Annotated in this window: 18 protein-coding genes and 1 pseudogene; 9 read left to right on the top strand and 10 right to left on the bottom strand. The window is 53.4% G+C overall.

Going from position 1 to position 20,634, the window contains the following annotated elements; translation table 11 throughout:
• Positions 1-149 precede the first annotated feature (149 nt).
• Positions 150-1,652 carry a DASS family sodium-coupled anion symporter gene (locus ACO6EE_RS08270; RefSeq protein ID WP_485960554.1) on the top strand — a complete coding sequence of 501 codons (1,503 nt, stop codon included), beginning with the start codon at positions 150-152 and terminating at the stop codon, positions 1,650-1,652.
• 324 nt (positions 1,653-1,976) lie between these two features.
• On the opposite strand, the gene ACO6EE_RS08265 is transcribed toward ACO6EE_RS08270, so the two are convergent.
• Positions 1,977-2,864: a polyprenyl synthetase family protein gene (locus ACO6EE_RS08265; RefSeq protein ID WP_485960552.1), complete on the bottom strand. Its 888-nt coding sequence runs from the start codon at positions 2,862-2,864 to the stop codon at positions 1,977-1,979.
• Positions 2,857-3,084: an exodeoxyribonuclease VII small subunit gene (locus ACO6EE_RS08260; protein ID WP_003823446.1), complete on the bottom strand. Its 228-nt coding sequence runs from the start codon at positions 3,082-3,084 to the stop codon at positions 2,857-2,859. The genes ACO6EE_RS08265 and ACO6EE_RS08260 overlap by 8 nt, the downstream gene beginning before the upstream one ends.
• A gap of 255 nt (positions 3,085-3,339) precedes the next feature.
• On the opposite strand from ACO6EE_RS08260, the gene ACO6EE_RS08255 reads away from it, so the two are divergent.
• From ACO6EE_RS08255 to ACO6EE_RS08230, 6 genes are all read left to right on the top strand, one after another.
• A complete protein-coding gene (locus ACO6EE_RS08255; RefSeq protein WP_485960550.1) occupies positions 3,340-4,770 on the top strand; it encodes a sodium:proton antiporter in 1,431 nt (476 codons plus the stop codon).
• Between the two features lie 310 nt (positions 4,771-5,080).
• A complete protein-coding gene (locus ACO6EE_RS08250) occupies positions 5,081-5,686 on the top strand; it encodes a nitroreductase family protein (RefSeq protein WP_153715457.1) in 606 nt (201 codons plus the stop codon).
• A 244-nt stretch (positions 5,687-5,930) separates the two neighbouring features.
• Positions 5,931-6,845, top strand: a complete 915-nt coding sequence (locus ACO6EE_RS08245) for a TIGR01777 family oxidoreductase (RefSeq protein ID WP_485960548.1) — start codon at positions 5,931-5,933, stop codon at positions 6,843-6,845.
• 84 nt (positions 6,846-6,929) lie between these two features.
• Positions 6,930-7,964: a phosphoribosylformylglycinamidine cyclo-ligase gene (purM, locus tag ACO6EE_RS08240; protein ID WP_485960546.1), complete on the top strand. Its 1,035-nt coding sequence runs from the start codon at positions 6,930-6,932 to the stop codon at positions 7,962-7,964.
• Between the two features lie 79 nt (positions 7,965-8,043).
• Positions 8,044-9,045 (top strand): hypothetical protein, encoded by a 1,002-nt coding sequence (locus ACO6EE_RS08235; protein ID WP_485960544.1) that lies wholly within the window; start codon positions 8,044-8,046, stop codon positions 9,043-9,045.
• 53 nt (positions 9,046-9,098) lie between these two features.
• On the top strand, positions 9,099-10,400 hold the full coding sequence (locus tag ACO6EE_RS08230) for an adenylosuccinate synthase (RefSeq protein WP_485960543.1): 1,302 nt from the start codon (positions 9,099-9,101) through the stop codon (positions 10,398-10,400).
• A gap of 471 nt (positions 10,401-10,871) precedes the next feature.
• Here the strand turns inward: ACO6EE_RS08230 and ACO6EE_RS08225 are convergent, their stop codons facing one another.
• A complete protein-coding gene (locus tag ACO6EE_RS08225; protein WP_485960541.1) occupies positions 10,872-11,903 on the bottom strand; it encodes a porin in 1,032 nt (343 codons plus the stop codon).
• Positions 11,904-12,257: 354 nt separating this feature from the next.
• Between ACO6EE_RS08225 and ACO6EE_RS08220 the strand changes: the two genes are divergently transcribed.
• Positions 12,258-13,223 carry a PhoH family protein gene (locus tag ACO6EE_RS08220; protein WP_485960540.1) on the top strand — a complete coding sequence of 322 codons (966 nt, stop codon included), beginning with the start codon at positions 12,258-12,260 and terminating at the stop codon, positions 13,221-13,223.
• 109 nt (positions 13,224-13,332) lie between these two features.
• On the top strand, positions 13,333-13,929 hold the full coding sequence (locus ACO6EE_RS08215; RefSeq protein ID WP_485960538.1) for an LURP-one-related family protein: 597 nt from the start codon (positions 13,333-13,335) through the stop codon (positions 13,927-13,929).
• Positions 13,930-14,120: 191 nt separating this feature from the next.
• On the opposite strand, the gene ACO6EE_RS08210 is transcribed toward ACO6EE_RS08215, so the two are convergent.
• From ACO6EE_RS08210 to ACO6EE_RS08180, 7 genes and pseudogenes are all read right to left on the bottom strand, one after another.
• On the bottom strand, positions 14,121-14,741 hold the full coding sequence (locus tag ACO6EE_RS08210) for a GDSL-type esterase/lipase family protein (RefSeq protein ID WP_485960537.1): 621 nt from the start codon (positions 14,739-14,741) through the stop codon (positions 14,121-14,123).
• A gap of 86 nt (positions 14,742-14,827) precedes the next feature.
• Positions 14,828-15,214: a glycine cleavage system protein GcvH gene (gene gcvH, locus ACO6EE_RS08205; RefSeq protein ID WP_485960535.1), complete on the bottom strand. Its 387-nt coding sequence runs from the start codon at positions 15,212-15,214 to the stop codon at positions 14,828-14,830.
• Positions 15,215-15,425: 211 nt separating this feature from the next.
• Complete coding sequence (locus ACO6EE_RS08200) at positions 15,426-16,253, bottom strand: hypothetical protein (RefSeq protein ID WP_485960533.1); 828 nt, start codon at positions 16,251-16,253, stop codon at positions 15,426-15,428.
• 157 nt (positions 16,254-16,410) lie between these two features.
• On the bottom strand, positions 16,411-17,511 hold the full coding sequence (gene gcvT / locus ACO6EE_RS08195) for a glycine cleavage system aminomethyltransferase GcvT (protein ID WP_485960532.1): 1,101 nt from the start codon (positions 17,509-17,511) through the stop codon (positions 16,411-16,413).
• 133 nt (positions 17,512-17,644) lie between these two features.
• Positions 17,645-19,012: pseudogene (locus ACO6EE_RS08190) on the bottom strand (L-serine ammonia-lyase).
• Positions 19,013-19,156: 144 nt separating this feature from the next.
• Positions 19,157-19,942: an SLC5/6 family protein gene (locus tag ACO6EE_RS08185; protein ID WP_485960530.1), complete on the bottom strand. Its 786-nt coding sequence runs from the start codon at positions 19,940-19,942 to the stop codon at positions 19,157-19,159.
• Entirely contained in the window at positions 19,924-20,433 is a 510-nt protein-coding gene (locus ACO6EE_RS08180) for an aromatic amino acid transport family protein (RefSeq protein ID WP_485960528.1), read from the bottom strand. The genes ACO6EE_RS08185 and ACO6EE_RS08180 overlap by 19 nt, the downstream gene beginning before the upstream one ends.
• Positions 20,434-20,634: the final 201 nt, after the last annotated feature.

The raw sequence follows: 20,634 nt of genomic DNA, 5'->3' as shown, positions 1-20,634 counted from the left end.
CTCCGCATTCATATCATTTCAACAGTTCATTGTATTCACGATAAATTTTAGCAAAGTAAATTCCTTCTATTTACGTAAAAAACTGCTAAAATGCGCTAGACAATTCATTGGTTGCAGTACTTTCATCAACTTGAGTTAAGGGGTAGGAAATGGACAACAAACTCGGGTTTAAACCCATACCAATGGCGGTGGCCGTTGCGCTGACGCTGTTGATTTGGTTTGTCATTCCCGTGCCGCAGGGCGTTGCCCCCAATGCCTGGCATCTGTTGGCGCTGTTTGTGGGCGTGATTGCCGCCATTATCGGCAAAGCCATGCCCATCGGCGCGCTGTCGATTCTCGCCATTATGCTGGTGGCCATTACCAAGGTAACCGTGCCCGAGCTTGATCCCGAAGGCAACCCGATCAAAAGCCCGGCCACCGTGGCCATTAAAGATGCGCTGAGCTCCTTCGGCGACCCGCTGATTTGGCTCATCGGTATTTCCATCATGATTTCGCGCGGCATCTTGAAAACCGGGCTGGGCTCGCGTATCGGCTATTACTTTATCTCCTTGTTCGGCAAGAAAACGCTGGGCATCGGTTACAGCTTGGCCATTTCCGAGCTGATTCTCGCCCCGGTAACGCCCAGTAATACTGCGCGCGGCGGCGGCATCATCCACCCGATTATGAAATCCATTGCCGGCAGCTTCGATTCCGACCCGGAAAAAGGCACGCAAAGCCGCATCGGCAAATACTTGGCCCTGGTAAACTACCACAGCAATCCGATTACCTCCGCCATGTTCATTACTGCTACCGCACCCAACCCGCTGATCGTGGATCTGATTGCCAAAGCCACCAACTCCGATATCCATCTGAGCTGGGGCACTTGGGCTGTTGCTATGCTTATGCCCGGTTTGGCAGCCATGTTCCTGATGCCGCTGGTGCTGTATCTATTCTTCCCGCCCGAAATCAAAGAAACCCCGAACGCTTCTCAGTTTGCCAAAGACAAGCTGCAAGAACTGGGCCCGATGAACCGCGGCGAAAAAATCATGTTGGGCATTTTTGTCATCCTGCTGCTGCTGTGGGCAGGCATTCCGGCCATGATTTTCGGCAAAGCCTACGCCGTCAACCCCACCACCACCGCCTTCCTCGGCCTCTCCCTGCTGCTGCTCAGCGGCGTGCTTACCTGGCAGGATGTTCTGACTGAAAAAGGCGCGTGGGACACCGTTACCTGGTTCTCCGCCCTGGTGATGATGGCCACCCTCCTCAACAAGCTCGGCCTGATTGCCTGGCTCTCCAAACTCTTGGAAAGCGGCATCGGCGGCATGGGCATGGGCTGGGTTGGCGCGGTAACCCTGCTGCTTCTGGCCTATATGTATGCCCACTACATCTTCGCCAGCACCACCGCCCACATCACCGCCATGCTCAGCGCCTTCTATGCCGCCGGCCTGGCTCTGGGCGCGCCCCCCATGCTCTACGCCCTGCTGCTGGCCTCCTCTTCCAGCATCATGATGACCCTCACCCACTACGCCACCGGCACTTCGCCTGTGATTTTCGGTTCCGGCTACACCACCTTGGGCGAATGGTGGAAAGCAGGCTTCATCATGAGCGTGGTCAACCTCGCTGTCTTCGTGATCATCGGCGGCGTTTGGTGGAAAGTGATGGGTTACTGGTAAACCCCAAGCTTTACACCGGCAACGTTGAAGCATAACGAAAGGCTACCTGACAGTTTCAGGTAGCCTTTTGATTATTTGCCACACACAAAGCAGATCAATATGGCCTTACAAACAGCAAGCTTGAGCACTTTGTATTTCAGATAACCCGTGCCGCCACAGGCTACCTGAAAAAACCACACCGATTTTTCAGGTAGCCTCCACTTGCAGCAAATGGGCAAAACCCGTTCACGGTCAAATAGATTGCACCGATCAAATTAAAGGCTACCTGAAACCGATTCAACAGGTTTTCAGGTAGCCTTTATCTGATATTTGGCCGGCAATCTCTTAGTTTCGCCGTGCGGTCACGAAGGCGGCCAGTTGGCGCAGGCGGTCGGCGCGCGCATCGAAGCCAGACAAGGCTTGCTGCGCTTCGGCCACGAGCCGTTCGGCATAGTCGCGGGCGGCGTTCAGCCCCATGAGTTTGACATAGGTGGGCTTGTCGGCTTCTTGGTCTTTACCGGCGGTTTTGCCCAAGGTGGCGGTGTCGGCTTCGCAATCGAGCACGTCGTCGATCACTTGGAAAGCAAGGCCGAGTTTGGCGGCGTAGTCGTCGAGCCGCGCCAGGGCGGCATCGTCCAAATCGGGGCAGCTGAGCGCGCCCAAGGCCACGGCGGCGCGGATCAGGGCGCCGGTTTTCAGGCGGTGCATGGTTTCCAATTCGGCTTGGCCGATGTGCTGCCCCACGGATTGCAAATCGATGGCCTGCCCGCCAGCCATGCCGAGGCTGCCGGAAGCGCGGGCGAGGGTGTGCACCATTTGCAGCTGCCGTTGCGCGGGCAGGCCGTTGGGGCGGCTGAGCACGTCGAAAGCGAGGGTTTGCAGCGCGTCGCCCACCAGAAGGGCGGTGGCTTCGTCGTATTGGACGTGGCAGGTGGGCTTGCCGCGGCGCAGGCTGTCGTTGTCCATGGCGGGCATGTCGTCGTGCACCAAGGAATAAACGTGCACCAGCTCCACGGCGGCTAGGGCGGCTTCAGCAGCAGCGGCTTCGGACTGCCCCAATTCGGCGGCAGCCAGCACCAACAGCGGGCGCAGCCGTTTGCCGCCGCCGAGCACGGCATAGCGCATGGCTTGGTGCAGCCGCTGCGGCCGGCTGTTTTCTGCGGGCAGTACGCGTTCCAGCACGAGTTCGGCTTGGGCGCGGGCGCGTTGTTGCCAATGATCGGGTTTATTCATCTTGCTCCAACACCAGCTCACGTTCCACGCCGGAATCCAGCACTTGCAGCTTCTGCTCCACTTCGGCCAGCCGCGCTTGGCAGAAACGCACCAGTTCGCTGCCTTCCTGATAGGCGGCCAGCGCGTCTTCCAGCGGCATATCGCTGGCCTGCATGGCTTGGTTGATGGCTTCCAGCCGGCTCACGGCTTCTTCAAAGGTTTTCGGTTTTTTCTTGGTCATGGCGGGTTTACGGCAGTTCGATTCAGGGGCGGGATTGTATCACAGCAGGCAGGCGGGTTTCAGGTAGCCTCTGCTGCCTCAAGTGGCGGGCATAGGCAATACAGCCTGCTTGTTTTCAGGTAGCCTGCAACCGCCACCCAACAGCATATACTGACACACTGCCCGCTTTCATTTACAATCAGCCCAGTAAAGCAGCCAGGATCATCCATCCGGGCTGAAATATTTTGTTTGTGACTCCCTCCAAAAGGAAACCCAATGCGTATCCGAACCGCCCTCCTTCTGCCGCTGCTCGCCCTGCCGCTCCCCGCGCTGGCCGGCGAGCTTAACGGCGCCGAGCTGAGCCTGCCCTGGGGCATCCCATTCGTGCTGATTCTGCTCTCCATCGCCACCGGCCCGCTGTTTTTCGCCCACATCTGGCATCACCATTTTGGCAAAATTACTGCAATGTGGACCTTGGCTTTCCTCATCCCCTTCACGCTTGTTTACGGCTTCTCCACCAGCCTGCATGTGCTGGTGCACGCCTTGGTGGCCGAATACATTCCCTTTATTTTGCTGCTGTGGGCGCTCTACACCATCTCCGGCGGCATCCTCGTGTGGGGCAATCTGCACGGCAGCCCGCGCATGAACACCGCGCTGCTGGCCATCGGCACGCTCCTGGCTTCCGTAATGGGCACCACCGGCGCCGCCATGCTGATGATCCGCCCCATCCTCAAAGCCAACGACAATCGCAAGCACCGCGTGCACGTGGTGGTTTTCTTCATCTTCCTCGTGGCCAATATCGGCGGCGGCCTCACCCCGCTGGGCGACCCGCCGCTCTTCCTCGGCTTCCTCAAAGGCGTGGATTTCCTGTGGACGGTGCAACACATGCTGCCGCCCGTGCTGATTAGCGCCGCCGTGTTGCTCACCGTGTTCTACATCCTCGACAGCAAATACTTCGCCCAAGCCGATGAAGTCCTTGCCAAAGACCCGAGCCCCGACAGCCCGCCCGAAAAAATCAAGCTCATGGGCAAATGGAACTTCCTGCTCCTGGGCGGCGTGGTGGCAGCCGTGATGATGTCCGGCATTTGGAAGCCCGCACACCCCGGCCTGGAAATTTTCGGCACCCACTACGCCCTGCAAAACCTCGCCCGCGACCTGATTTTGGTGGCTCTGGCCGCCACCTCCCTCGCCATCACCCCCAAACAGGTGCGTACCGGAAACGAATTCAACTGGGGCCCGATTGCCGAAGTGGGCAAACTCTTCCTCGGCATCTTCATCACCATCGCCCCCGTATTGGCCATGCTGCAAGCCGGCGAACACGGCGCGTTTGCCCCGCTGATTTCCCTGGTGCACGACGCTTCCGGCAACCCGATCAACACCATGTATTTCTGGATGGCCGGCATGCTCTCCGCCTTTTTGGATAACGCCCCCACCTACCTCGTGTTCTTCAACATGGCCGGCGGCGACGCGCACACCCTGATGAACGGCCACCTGTTCCACACCCTGCTGGCCGTATCCATGGGCTCCGTGTTCATGGGCGCGCTCAGCTACATCGGCAACGCCCCCAACTTCATGGTAAAAGCCATCGCCGAACAGCGCAAAGTGCCCATGCCCGGCTTCTTCGGCTACATGGCCTGGTCGTTCGGCATCCTCGTGCCGCTGTTTATTCTGCACACTTTGATTTTCTTCGTGTGGCAGATTTTGTGATGCCATAGTAGTCAGAAGGCTACCTGAAAGCAGACTGCGCACGTTTCTGCGGAGCTAGAATTTCAGGTAGCCTTTTCTATTCAATCAACCGCCGCAGATTGAGCATAGCCACTCCATAAAATGAATGCGCCTCTGCCCAATCTTTTTCAGGTAGCCCGCATCCGGTACAGGCTACCTGAAAACATAAACAAAACACGCCCATCTTTTCCCAACAAGAAACACCGTCTTGCCGCAAAGTGCTACACCCCGCGCTACAAAACCCTTATACTGCCGCACATTACATTATCCAGCACATCCGAAAGGAAAAATCATGACCCACCAAATCCTGCAAGAAGCCGCCCGCACCCGCCGTTCCGTGTACGCGCTCAACAAAAATCTGCCCCTGCCCGCCGAAGAAGTGGCCGCCATCGTAGAACACGCCGTGCTGCACACTCCCTCTTCCTTCAACTCCCAATCCACCCGCGTCGTGGTGCTGTTCGGCGCCGAACACGAAAAGCTCTGGCAGCTCACCGAAGCCGCCCTGCGCCAAATCGTGCCCGCCGACAAATTCGAGCCCACTGCCCAAAAGCTGGCCGGCTTTGCCGCCGCAGCCGGCACCGTGCTCTTCTTTGAAGACCAGTCCGTCGTACACGGCCTGCAAGAGCAATTCCCCGCCTACGCCGCCAACTTCCCCGTGTGGGCCGAACACGCCGACGCCATGCACCAATACGCCGTGTGGACCACCTTCGCCGCCGCCGGCATCGGTGCCAACCTGCAACACTACAACCCCGTCATCGACCAAGCCGTAGCCGAACAATGGCAAATCCCAGCCAGCTGGACCCTGCGCGCCCAGCTCGTATTCGGCGGCATTGCCGCGCCCGCCGCCGACAAGCAGTTCGCTCCGGTTGAAGGCCGCTTTAAAGTACACGGCCTGTAAGCAACAAGGTATTTCACACAAAAAGGCTACCTGAAAATTTTCAGGTAGCCTTTTTTCAGCGATCCGCCTTGAAACCTAGCTCTGCATGAAGAGAATAGCCAACTACTCCGCTCTCTCCACCTCAATTCCTCACGTCAATAAACTTGCACGCCCGCCCGGAACATGGCAGGCTACCTGAAAATTTACGCATGAAAAGAGAAATCATGTTTCAGGTAGCCTTTTCTTTTGCCGGCCGGAGGTGCGCATGAGTCGGCAAACCATCGTGATTATCGGCGGCAGCGGCTTTATCGGCCGCCATCTGGCCGCGGCCTACCAGGCCGAAGGGCATCGCGTGATTATCGTTAGCCGCCATCCGGCCAGCGCGCGGGAGGCGGATAAGCGTTTTGAATACATCGCCGCACTGCACCACCTCTACGACAGCATCCTCCCCGATTTGCTGATCAACTTGGCCGGCGCGTCGGTGGGCGAAGGGCACTGGACGGCGCAGCGCAAGCAGGAGCTGTTGCAAAGCCGCTTGCAGCCGGTGCAGGCGGTGGCCGACTGGCTGCATCGCCACCCGCAACCGCCGCGCCTCATCATTCAGGCTTCCGCCGTGGGCTATTATGGCAACGGCAGCGCGGATGGCTGGCGGCCGTGCATGGAAAATGCGCCGCCGCAACATGTTTTCCCTTCGCAGCTGTGCCAGCAATGGGAGGCGGCAATACAGCGTGTGCAGCAAGAGAGCGGCGTGCCGGTGGCCGTGTGCCGTTTTGGCGTGGTGCTGGGTAGGGATGGCGGCATTTTGCCGCAGCTGCTCAAACCGGTGCGCTACTGCGCGGGCCGGCTCGGCAGCGGCGAGCAGCCCCTGCCGTGGGTGCATCTGGATGATGTCGTGGCCGCCATCCGTTTCCTGGCCACGCAAACACACAACGGATTTCAGGCCTACAACATTACTGCCCCCAAGCGCACCACCCAGCTCGACTTTGCCCGCGCCGCCGCCCAACGGCTGCGCCGCCCGCTGTTGTTTTCTATTCCCGAACAGGCGCTGCGCCTGATGCTGGGCGAACAGGCCGATTTGGTGTTGGACGGCCAATTTGCCCCGCCGAAAGCCCTGTTGCAGCAAGGATTTGAGTTTGCTTTCCCCACCATTGAGAGCGCGCTCGACAACCTGCTCGGCTAGCTTGTCTAATTCAATCCTTAGCTGCTGCTTAAAATCAGGTAAAATAGCGTTTTCCTGTTTTAAATTTTTCCCCGAAAGAGTGCCATGACCCAATCCCTCAGCTACCGCGATGCCGGTGTCGATATCGATGCGGGCGACCAACTGGTCGAAAACATCAAACCCTTTGCCAAGCGCACCATGCGCCCCGAAGTGTTGGGCGACTTGGGCGGCTTCGGCGCACTGGTAGAAATCAGTAAAAAGTACCAAAACCCCGTGCTGGTGAGCGGCACCGACGGCGTGGGCACCAAGCTGAAACTGGCATTTGAATGGGATATTCACCACACCGTGGGCATCGACCTGGTGGCCATGAGCGTGAACGACATCCTGGTGCAGGGCGCAGAGCCGCTGTTTTTCCTCGACTATTTCGCCTGTGGCAAGCTCGACGTGGCACGCGCCACCGATGTGATTAAAGGCATCGCCGCAGGCTGCGAACAATCCGGCTGCGCCCTGATTGGCGGCGAAACGGCCGAAATGCCCGGCATGTATCCCGAAGGCGAATACGACTTGGCCGGTTTCGCCGTGGGCGTGGTGGAAAAAAGCAAAGTCATCAACGGCCGCAGCATCCGGCTCGGCGACGTGGTGCTCGGCCTCGCCTCCAACGGCGCGCACTCCAACGGCTATTCCCTCATCCGTAAAATCATCGAGCGCAGCAATCCCGATTTGGATGCCGAATTCGACGGCGGCAAAACCCTGCGCCAAGCCGTTATTGCGCCCACCCGCCTGTATGTGAAGCCGATTTTGGCGGCGCTGGAAAAATTTGAAATCAAAGGCATGGCGCACATTACCGGCGGCGGCCTCACAGAAAATATCCCGCGCGTACTGCCCGAAAACTGCGTGGCGCAAATCGATGCACAATCCTGGCCGCTGCCCAAACTGTTCCAATGGCTGCAACAGGCCGGCAACGTGGAGCAGCAGGAAATGTACCGCACATTCAACTGCGGCATCGGTATGGCCGTTATCGTGCCTGCCGAACAGGCTGAGGCGGCGCAGGCCTTCCTCACCGAACAAGGCGAAACCGTATACCGCCTGGGCATAATCCGCGAACGCGCGGGAAGCGAGCATCAAACACAGGTGGCATAAATAATTTCAGGTAACCTCACTTAGAGGCTACCTGAAAATCCAAGTATTTCTTATTTATTAAGATTAACAAGGAGAAGTAATGGGCGTCTATCGCTGTAACCATTGTAAACAACTAGGAGAACATCCTGCACAGGAAGGTGCCGTATGCCAAAAATGCGGGCAGCCCGTTATCGTTTACGATACCGTGTATTTCATCAGCCAGCTAATTAACCGATACGCTGCTGTTATGCGTGAATTAAATGCGTTGAAAGAGCAGGAAAGCGAACAGGTTTCTAATTCAGCAGATGAGGCCACACAATCAAGTGATACCAATCCACTATACGGCATTAAATTGTCGGATACTGAAGTTCTAAGTACTGCACAACAGCATTTAGGATTGGCGCAATGGTTCGCTGACAAACAAATTACCCCAAACTTCGACTATTCCGCCGTGGACATGAGCGGCTACTACGATGAAGCTGCCGAACGTATTGGTAAGTATTACAACGTATTCAAAGACATTATCGGCAGAATTGCTTGGTCATACCGCAATAGCCACAGCGGGCTGAATTTGGATTTGAAAAAATACTCGCAAAAAGACGCCCAACAAATTAACACCCTCTGCCGCGAGTTTTATAGCAACACCCTATTCTCCCGTTATTCTTATCAAAAACAAGATAAACTCATTCATTTGAAGCTACAAAGTGCCGCACCTGTCCGCCAATTTTTTAGTGGTGAATGGCTGGAATGGTACGCACTCTGGCAGATATTGAAAGAAGCCAAGCAACGGGGGAAAACTTATTCTTTCTCTTGCGCCAGAAGCTTAGAAATTCGTTTCGCCAATGAAGACCTGCATGAACTAGATGTCGTCTTTCTACCTACTGGCAAGCAGCCTTTGGTAATCGAATGCAAAACTGGTGAATATCGTCGCGATTTGGATAAATACCTTACCCTACGCAAACGTCTGAATATTCCTGCCGAAAACTTTATCTTACTGGTTACCGACATAGACGAAACACAGGCCAAGGCTTTCAGCAGTATGTATGAATTAACATTCCTGACCCTGCCCATGCTACCTGAACACATTAAGGTGCTAATGTAGGCAGAAGTTACAAAAAACCATTTCTACCAATTAACAAATAAAGGCAACACATTATGGCAAAAAATATCGTAGTAATCGGCGCGCAATGGGGCGACGAGGGCAAAGGCAAAATCGTAGACTGGCTGGCCGAAGAGTGCGCCGGCGTGGTGCGTTTCCAAGGCGGCCACAATGCCGGGCATACGCTGGTGGTGAACGGCAAAAAAACCGTGCTGCGCCTGATTCCCAGCGGCATCCTGCATGAAAACCTGCATTGCTATATCGGCTCGGGCGTGGTGGTTTCCCCCGAAGCCCTGCTCGGCGAAATCGACGAGCTCACTGCTGCCGGCGTGAAGAACGTGGCTGGCCGGCTACACATCGCCCCCACCTGCCCGATGATTCTGCCCTACCACATTGCGCTCGATCATGCCCGCGAAGCCTCCAAAGGCGCTGGCAAAATCGGCACCACTGGCCGCGGCATCGGCCCGGCTTATGAAGACAAAGTATCCCGTCGCGCCATCCGTTTGGGCGATTTGGCCGATGCCAAACTGTTGGCCGACAAACTGCGCGCCAATCTCGAAGTGTACAACGTGCAGCTGCAGCATCTGCACGGCGCCGAGCCCGTGCAGTTTGATGACGTAGTGGCCAAAATCAACGCCTTCAAAGAGCGTATTCTGCCGATGCTCGCCGACGTGTCGCGCAGCCTACATGACACTATTCAACGCGGCGAACGCCTGCTGTTTGAAGGAGCACAAGGCACGCTGCTGGATATCGACTACGGCACTTATCCCTTTGTTACCTCGTCCAACTGTTTGGCAGGTGCTGCTTCCGCTGGTGCAGGCGTACCGCCGCAGGCTTTGGATTATGTGCTCGGCATTGTGAAAGCCTATACCACCCGTGTCGGCTCCGGCCCCTTCCCCACCGAACTGTTCGACGACACCGGCAAAGGCCTGGCCGAACGCGGCAACGAATTCGGCTCGGTTACCGGTCGTGCCCGCCGTTGCGGCTGGTTCGATGCTGCCGCTCTCAAACGTGCCATCCAAATCAACGGCATCAGCGGACTGTGTATCACCAAGCTCGATGTGATGGACGGCATCCCCGAGATCAAAATCTGTACCGGCTACACCCTGCCCGACGGCAGCACCACCGATATCCTGCCCTTCGGCAGCGATGCCGTGGCCGGCTGCACCCCTATCTACGAAACCTTACCCGGCTGGACAGAATCCACCTTCGGCGTGCAAAGTTTTGATCAGCTGCCGGAAAACGCCAAAGGCTACCTGAAACGTATAGAAGAGGTGTGCGGCGCACCCATCGCCATCGTCTCCACCGGCCCCGACCGCGTGGAAACCATCGTGCTGCAGCATCCGTTTACTAATTAAGCCGCTGCAACTGGATAAGAAAAGGCTACCTGAAAGGTTTCAGGTAGCCTTTTTATGTGGATAGATGAAGAAGGCTATGCTCTTATGGCCACCACCCCTGCTAATTAGTAGTTTATCTCCCACCATATGAGAGTGGATAAACAGTACACAAAGCTGCAGAACAACAACGTTAGGTTTCAGGTAGTCTCTTCAGTGCACAAGGAAGATACAGAACAATTCCATGCGTATACTGCAAGAGAAATACTACAAGGGGAGACTTAAATATATGCGTGATACTCACTATGCACATAATTTGCTATGTCTCAGTGAAGGCTACCTGAAAATACAAATGACTAGTTTAATTTCGGTGAAACCATATTTTCAGGTAGCCTTACTCTCCTGTATGCCAAGCAAATAGAAGAGTATAGACAAAGAAAAAGGCTTGCCGAAGCAAGCCTTTTTATCGGGTTACTAGACTAAGCTAGCCACAAATTAGAATTTGTGTACCAAGCCGGTGCCTACGCCCCAGTTGTTAACGTTCTTAGCATCAGAGTTGGCTTTTTCACGCAACCAACCTACAGATACCAAACCGGTAGTGCGACGAGAGAAGGCGTAGTCAGCACCAACGATGGCTTGCAGGTAGCGGCCACCATCAGTAGCAGCGCTATCGCTCTTAGCACGACCGTAAGCTACGGTTACTTTCGGAGTAACGGCACCGAAAGTGTAAGCAGCAGACAGTTGAGCTTCTGTGGTTTTGCCGTTGAGTTCGGTGTTAGCAGCAACGTCAGCATCTGCGAGGAAGTCAGAGTTTACGTTCTTAGCGTACTGGATACCACCAGCAACATACAGGTTATTAGCCTCGTAACCTGCAGACAGGTTATGAGCGTGGCTGTCTTTCAGACCACCAGCAGCGGCAGTAGATTTGCGAGCGTATTCAACTGCGTAACGTGCAAAGAAACCACTGTTTTTGTAGCCCAGACCCAAACCGAATACCGGTTTGCCATCGTTAGTACGACCGCCGCGTACGTTAGTACCGGGAGCCATCTGGAATGAGAAGTCGAAACCAGCAAAGTCAGGAGACTGATAGTTCAAGCTAGTGCGACGAGCACCGAAACGGGTATAACGGGACAGACCCAAAGCCTCGTTGCTGTATTCCCAGTTGTCTTGGGCATCCAGGGCTTGTTTCAGCGGGGTGCTTACACGACCAACTTTAACGGTACCGAAGCCACCTTCCAAACCAACGAAGCTGTCGCGGTTGTTTACAAAGCTGCCGCCGTTCAAGCTGGCGTTGGATTCAACTTGCCAAATGGCTTTCAGGTTGCCACCCAGGTCTTCAGAACCTTTGAAGCCAACGTAGCTACCGTAGTCAACCACGCCCCAAGCGTTTCTTTCGCTCTTCAGCTGGGCGGAGGTGCCTTCACGAGTAAATTCCACACCGCCACGGATGGTACCGTACAGAATCACTTCTGCAGAAGCGGCAACCGGCAAGGAAACCAATGCTAATGCAATCAGGGTTTTTTTCATGCTGCATTCCTTTATCTATGTCTAAACTAAAAATACACACTTAAAAAAGAAACTTCGTCTTTCTTTATTTAAGCTCTCACGCAATCGCCGCATTAGCGATTTCATGACTGCAATATAATTGTTTGGCGGCAAAAAAACAAATCCAATCGCGGGCAAAACGGCAGATGCGGGCGAAATTGTATGCTTTATGCAACAATGTGGCGTCATGTTGGGGATGGATTTTATGCCGCTTAAAAGCTGTTCAACAGGGAGTTTGCCCTAGCGGGCAATACGGCCTATCATCTTATAAATTATATTGTTCCGGCAGACTTGGAAAGCAACAGCCGGAGGTTTGCAACGAATATTTGAGAGCTTATGAGCCACACTGTACACCTGAAATTTGAAGAGATAGACAACACCGTTTTGCAACGGCTGTGCGGACCATTGGAAGAAAATTTGGAAAAACTGGGTAAGGCGCTGGAAGTGGAAATCGGGCGGCGGTTTGCTGAGTTTACCTTTATCGGCAACCATGCCCATGCGGCACGGAAGGCGCTTTTGAAGCTGGCCGAATTGGCCGAGCGGCGGGATTTGGACGATAACGATATTCAGCTTTCGGCAGTGGAAGCTAAAACGGCCGATGAAGCTTTTGTGCCGAAAAACGAGGCCGGGCATCAGTATTTCCTGCAAACGCGGCGCGGCAAGCTGGGCGGGCGCACACCGCGCCAAAACGGCTATATCCGCGCACTGCTCAGCCACGATATTGTGTTCGGCCTAGGCCCGGCGGGTACAGGCAAAACTTATTTGGCTGTAGCGGCGGCAGTAGATGCCATGAGCAAGCACGAAGTGGAACGTATTGTGTTGGTGCGCCCCGCGGTGGAAGCAGGGGAGAAGCTCGGCTTTCTGCCGGGTGATTTGGCGCAGAAGGTAGACCCTTATCTGCGTCCGCTGTATGACGCGCTGTATGACTTGATGGGCTTCGACCGCGTTACCAAGCTGCTGGAACGCGGGCTGATTGAGATTGCCCCGCTGGCCTATATGCGCGGGCGCACGCTGAACGGCTCGTATGTGATTTTAGACGAGGCGCAGAACACCACGCCGGAACAGATGAAGATGTTTCTCACGCGTATCGGCTTCGGCGCCAAAGCAGCGATTACCGGCGACATCAGCCAAATCGACTTGCCGCGCAACATTAAATCCGGCCTGAAAGACGCGCGGGAAAAACTGCAAGGCATCGAGGGCATTTATTTCCACACCTTTACCAGCGAAGACGTAGTACGCCATCCCTTGGTACAGAAAATTGTAGATGCCTACGATGCTGCGGATTCGGAGCGGGAAGAATAGCGTTTGCCACCTTGGTATCTTATATATACATTTTCAGGTAGCCTGTGAGCACACAGCTTGAGGCTACCTGAAACTTATCTCCAATTTGGTTTCAACCTTTCAAGAAAGAATGATGATGCAAAACCTGCAACTGCCGTTACATTTCCATTTCAAAATCTTCACGCCATCCAACGATTTCAGCGTGGTAGATGCCCGAGGCAGAGAAGTGGCCTACACGCGGCAGAAGATATTCAAGCTGAAGGAAGCCGTGGAGATTTTTAGCGATGCCTCACGCCGCACGCGGCTATACCGCATACAGGCCGACCGCATCATCGATTTCAATGCCTGCTACCGGATTGTGAACGAAAACGGCGAGGAGCTCGGCTCGATACGGCGCAACGGCATACGCTCACTGTGGCGTATTTCCTACCAGATATACGATGCCGATAACCGACTGCTGTATGAAGTGCGCGAGAAAAACCCGTGGCTGGCCTTTTGGGATTCGCTGGTGGGCGAGATTCCGGTTGTGGGCATGCTGAGCGGTTATTTTCTCAACCCAAGTTTTGGGGTAACCGATGCAGCCGGGCAGGAAGCCTATCTGCTGAAAAAAGAGCCTTCACTGATGGAACGGCGCTTCAGTCTGCACAAAACCGACACGGCCGCGCATGATGAATTGGTTACGCTGTCGCTGATGATGTTGATGCTGCTGGAGCGGGCGAAGGGATAGACCTAGGAAGCGGACACCGCTTGAAAATCTGAAGGAAGACAAGTTTCTGAAGAGCTAAAACGCAACCTCAACAAAGTTAAAACGTAGCACCATAAAATTCTCATGCAACAAAAGCGTCAGGTAGTTCTTTTACTGCTCGACGCTTTTGTTTTCAGGTAGCCTTTAATCTTTAATACGGATCAGCCTCGTTGCTACACCAGCCCCTGCTCTTCCAAAAATGCTTTCAGCAATTCGGCAAATTTGCGGTAGCCCTCGTCGTTGGCGTGGACTTGGTCGGATTTCAAATCCTTATCGCCGAGGATTTCCGACCATGCTCCGCCCAATAGGGGGATTCGGTATTGCTCGGCTATTTCCTGGTAGAGCGGGTGGTCGCTGAGATTGCCGAATAGCGCGCCAGTGGTGAAATGAGGGATGGCTACCAGCACAGCGGGGACGTTGGCGGCCTGCACGGTTTGGATGATTTTGCCGATGTTGGCACGGGTGGTGCTTTCAGGCAGTTTGCGCAGAAAGTCGTTGCCGCCGATGCTGATGATGACGAGCTTAGGTTGTTGCTGCATAAGCCCGGGCAGGCGGGCAAGGGCATCGGCGGTGGTGTCGCCGGATACGCCGCCGTTGATGACTTTCCAACCGGTGAGCCCGGCCAGCTGCACGGGATAGGCAGCAGCAGGGGCGGCGCCGTAGCCATAGGTGAGGGAATCTCCCAAGGCGAGCACGGTGCTGCCTTTGGGGAGGGCTTGGGCACGGTTGCGACGTTTACCGCAAGCGGCCAGGGTGAGGATGGCGCTGCTGATGAGAAATTGGCGTCTGTTCATGAGTGTGCGGTTTTCAGGTAGCCTTTGGCAGGCGGAAATGGAAACAGCCTGAAAGCATTGCAGCTTTCAGGCTGTTGTTTGGCGGATTAGGCGATTTCGGCGGCGTATTGTTCAGCGTTCATCAGGTCGTCTAAGTCGGCAGGATTGGCCGGCTTGATGCGGAAGAACCAGCCTTCGCCGTAGGGATCGCTGTTTACGGTTTCGGGCGCGTCGGGCAGGCCTTCGTTTACGGCCACGACTTCGCCGGCAATCGGGGCGTACACATCGGAAGCGGCTTTCACTGATTCCACTGCACCGGCTTGATCTTCGGCAGCAAGCGAGGCGCCTACTTCGGGCAGTTCAACGAATACGATGTCGCCCAAAAGCTCTTGTGCGTGGTGGGTGACGCCCACGGTTACGCTACCGTCGGCTTCGGCGCGCAGCCATTCGTGGCTGGAAACATATTTGAGTTCGGCGGGAATGTTGTTGCTCATGGTTTTTTCTCCGTAATTAGAAGGTGGGCTGACGTAAGGTCATTCACATTATACAGGTTTTGCCTGTATCGGGTTTGCGCTGACGCAAGGCTACCTGAAACTGGGTAGCTTGCGCAGGGCAAATTCATGGCATGTGCTAAATGGCTTGTTGTTTTTTCGGCTTCGCAGACACTCAACTTCCTGCAGAAGCCTCGCTTTCAGGTAGCCCGCACTATTGCTGAGGCGGAGTTAACGCTCTTTGCAATGCTTGCTGCCTTTCGGACGGCCAGCTGGCGGTATATTTTTCCACCAGCGCTTTAATCTGCGGATATTGCTTCATGTTCGAGCCGAGCGACCAGCGGGCGGCACCATAGGTTAGGATTTTTTCAGCATCTTGCTTGGTGGGGTTGGCTGGCTTTTCATCAAGCAGCTTAACATTATCAGCCACATAATCGACGATGCGGTACACGTATTCAGGCTGGCCGGTAGCATAGAAGCTTGCCCAGTAGATGTCGAGAGTTACCGGCGCGAGATTCAAGCGTAAGAAGCTTTCTGCGGTCAATGTGGGAGTGGACAATACTTCTTGATATTCAGGCGGAAGATCAAGCTGGCTGAGACACTTTCTGCTATCCGGCGTGCCGGAGAGTTGGAATATCAGAATAAGTTGGTTGTTCGGATGCTGCTGCCGCAATTCTTGGCACCAAGCCATGGTTTGATCCGGATGTGTTGCCAAGATTTGCGCCGCCCAAACAGATAGGTTATTGAATGGACCGGGCTTGGCTCCGGGCGTGGTCATCATTTGATCGTTCAGACCTTGATGGAGAATGGCCAGCGCGCGCTTTAAACCGGGATCGGGAGTTTGATAATACACGGGAACGGCATCGTGCCACGACCCCTCAAGCACCACGGGTGCGGAAACGGTTTGCACTTGGGTAGGTGCTTCGGCAACAGAAGCAGCAGGAATAGAGGCAACTGTCGGAGTAGGATGGTTATCTTGTGGCGAACAAGCATTTAAACCGATAGCTGCCAACAGAAGGGGAGTCAGCTGGAGTTTGTACATATTGAATTCTTTGATAAAAGGGCAAAATAGTTTTTTAGCTTTGTAGAAACTTTGCCCACACCTTATGTAGACTTCTTTTGAACTACATCAAAGCTTTGTTTTCAGGTAGCCTGCATGCCCGATTGATGCAACAGGCTACCTGAAAACCTAAACGCACTTAATCAAACTGCTTCTGGCCGTTGCGCACGAAGGGCAGTTTCAATACGCGCACATCCACTTCTTTACCGCGAACCACCACTTTGGCGGTATCGCCTTCAAAGTTTTTCGGCACGCGGGCGATGGCGATGGATTGCTTGAGGCTGGGCGAGAACACGCCGCTGGTGGTGATGCCTTTGCCTTCGGGGGTGATCACTTCCATGTGTTCGCGCAGCACGCCGCCTTTGGCCAAGAGCAGGCCGACTTGTTTCACGCTCACACCTTTTTCTTTCAGAGCCACCAGCGGAGCTTTGCCGACGAAATTGCGGGCTTCGTCTTTCAAATCTACTGTCCAGGCCATGCCGGCTTCGAGCGGGCTGGTGTCGTCATCCATATCGTTGCCGTAGAGGTTCATACCGGCTTCCATGCGCAGGGTGTCGCGCGCACCGAGACCGCAGGGTTTCACGCCGGCCTGTTGCAATGCTTTGAAGAAAGCTTCGGCTGCGCTGCCGGGCAGAATCACTTCCACGCCGTCTTCACCGGTGTAGCCGGTGCGGGCTACGAACCAATCATTGCCCAAATCGGCACCTTGGAAGGGCTTGAGGCCGTTTATGGTGTCGGTCCATTCAGGCTTCACGGTGAGCAGCTTGGCAATGGCTTTGGGGCCTTGTACGGCGAGCATGGCCAAATCGTAGCGGGGGGTGAGCTTGATGCCGAATTCGGCACCGATTTTTTGGAACTGGGCGGAGTCTTTTTCGCGGGTGGCACCGTTGGATACGATGCGGTATTGCGTTTCAGCTTCGTTGCCGCGATAAACGATGAGGTCGTCGATAACGCCGCCTTGGTCGTTGAGCATGGCGGAATAGAGGGCTTTGCCCACAAAGCCGAGCTTGGCCACATCGTTGGCCAAAAGCTTGCGGAAGAAGGCTTTGGCTTTTTCGCCGGCTACATCGGTAACGAGCATATGCGACACGTCGAACATACCGGCATCGGTGCGCACGGCTTCGTGTTCGGCAATCTGTGAGCCGTAGTGGATGGGCAGCTCCCAGCCGGCGAAATCAACCAGCTTGGCGCCTGCGTCTTTATGTGCTTGATGGAAAGGGGTGGTTTTGATGTCGGACATAAGGGTCTCCTGTGGGGCGAAAATGGGGAAGCTTCCCTATCTATCCCGAGTACCTGCGCTGGGACATAGGGGCTCTAATAAATAACTCCCAGTTATCTAGAGATGGCTTCTGGAATGAGAGCAGGTCGTAATATTAATTGCAGACAATCTTGATTGCCAAGCCGCCTCGTGAGGTTTCGCGGTATTTGGCATCCATATCTTTACCAGTTTCATACATGGTGTCAATCACTTCGTCCAAGTCGACACATGGTGTACTGGCACGGCGCAGGGCCATACGTGCGGCATTAATGGCTTTTACCGAGCTGATGGCATTACGTTCGATGCAAGGAACCTGCACTTGGCCGCCTACTGGGTCGCAGGTAAGGCCAAGGCTATGCTCCATGGCGACTTCTGCTGCATTGCAAACGCGCTCCGGGGTACCGCCTAAAATTTCCGCCAGCCCTGCCGCTGCCATTGAACAAGCTACACCAACTTCGCCTTGACAGCCTACTTCCGCTCCCGAAATAGAGGCATTCATTTTATAGAGTGAGCCAATAATGCCTGCAGTGAGCAAATATCGATTGATGATTTCGGGGGTGAGCGGTTCGACAAATTTGTCGTAATACATCAAAACGGCAGGCACGACACCGCACGCACCGTTGGTCGGGGCAGTTACTACGCGGCCACCGGCGGCATTTTCTTCGCTTACCGCGAGAGCATACATATTTACCCAATCTATAATCTGCATCGGATCATTGCTGAGGCTTTTATTAGCAGAAAGCCAGCAGTGAAGCCCTGCAGCGCGACGGACGACTTTTAGCGGACCTGGCAACACTCCTTCAGTTACCAAGCCATGCTTCATGCAATCAGACATGGTTTGCCAGATGTATTGCAGGTATTCTTCAACTGCTTCTTTTCCATGTAATGCCACTTCATTTTGATACATCAAATTGGAAATGGGCAGGCCATTATCATTACAGTATTTGATAATGTCTTTGGCGTTTTTATAAGGGAAGGGAACTTCAATAGTTTGTTTCTCTTCAATACCAAAATGTGTTTCATCAACAATAAAACCGCCGCCGATAGAATAATAAGTTTGGCGGTAACTTTCTTTTTCGTCTTTATCAAAAGCTGTGATGGTCATGCCGTTTTCATGCAGAGGTAAAAAATCGTTATGAAACACCATATCTTCAGCATATTAAAAGCGCACTTCGTGTTTGTTTAATGCCACAGGCAATTTGCCGCCTGCTTTAACTTGTTCAACAAAAGTCGGAATCGAATCAATATCGACATTATACGGCAAATAACCAGCCAACCCCATAATGATAGCGGTATCCGTCCCATGGCCCAAACCAGTCATGGATAATGAACCATATGCATCGATGCGGATATGCCCTATCTGCTCTAATTTGCCTTGAGCACACAAATCATCAATAAATTGTCTACCTGCTTTCATCGGGCCAACAGTATGCGAGCTCGAAGGACCAACCCCAACTTTAAAAATATCGAATACACTAATCATGGCTCTGCCCCCTTATCTTTCAATACAGGCTCTACAAATAGAATGATATTTGTTTAAAAGGCCATCTGAAAACCTCTTACTTCGCATGTTCTCAAACATTTGAACCGATGGTTTCAGATGGCCTGAATATGATTACAACTTAATTTAAGAAATTAAGTTATAGATGATATTGGATATTGCGATCAGCCCCATTACCACCACAAAGATATTGCTAAATTTGCCTTGAAACCGTTTCATTGCCGGTACTTTTCTAATAGCGTACATCGGCATAATGAACAGGATCATCGCAATAATGGGACCGCCAAGCGATTCAATCAAACCTAAGATGCTCGGATTGATGATGGCAACAACCCACAACGTAATCAGGAAGAACAGGGCGGAGTAGAGGTTCAGTTTTTTATGATTGATGGCTACATCCGAGCCAGAATCACGTTTGAGTTTGATAAACAAACCTTCCAAACCCTCGCGCGCACCCATATAGTGGCCGAAGAAAGAACTGGTAATGGCTAAAAATGCAACCAACGGACCTAAGTAGGAAATGTAGGGGTTGTCGAATTTATTGGCAAGAAACGACAGAATCGAAATATTTTGCTCTTTTGCCAAGGCCAGTTCGGACGGTGTTAATGTCAAGACACAACTGAATACGAACATCATCACAAAAACCAATAACGCAACGGAAGTACTGCGCAGGGTTTTGCTGGCATGCTGGTCTGTTAATTCGCCATCTTGATATTCTCGCTGTTGGGACAAAACGAAGGAAGAGATGGCCGGTGAATGGTTGAAGGAGAAAACCAACACGGGTATCGTAATCCATAAGGTGCTTAAAAACGCGCCCGCACTCGGAATGGTGGTAAGCGAAGAAGTATTCCATTCAGGAATCAGATATACCGATAAAACAAACAGAATAAGAATCAGCGGATATACCAGCATTCGGTTACTTTCAAAACGAAGCATTCCCCCAGCAGCAACACACCGATTAACGAAGCAATCAGAACAAATGACAACAAGGCCCTTGAAGGAGAAGCCATGCCGAGCTGGTTAACGAGAAAAGAATCTACGGTATTGGTGATACCGTTACCATAAATCAGCAAAATGGGGAAAATGGCAAAGAAGTAGAGCAGGTTAATCAATTTACCAGCAGTTTTACCGAAGTGCTCTTCTAGCACTTCGATAATATCACTGCCGGGCTTGGCAGAAGAAAGCACAAAACGCGCCAATCCCCGATGAGAAAAATAAGTCATCGGGCCAACAATAACAGCCATGGCAACGAGCGGCCAGAACCCACTCATGCCCGCATTAATCGGAAGGAACAATACGCCCGCGCCCACGGCAGTGCCGAACAGATTTAGTACCCACGCTAAGTCAAATTTATTCAACTTTGAGGAGACCGCTTGCTGGTGGTTTGTATGTTGTGACTGCATTGTGAAACTCTCCAGATTATTTACCAGAATTTTATGAGCCTCAGGGCCTGTTTTATCAGTAATGCCTGAAGCCCGTCATTAAAAGTTGATAATTGATCCTCCAAGTCAATTAATAAGCTTAATGGTTAGTAAGGTAGACTGACATAAAATCATTCATATTGAACAGGTTTGGTCTGTCCGGGGTTTGCGCTAGCGCAAGGT

The organism is Eikenella sp., assembly GCF_057315495.1.
Note: the sequence above shows the minus strand (reverse complement) of the source record. Positions and strands in the feature narration are given on the sequence as shown.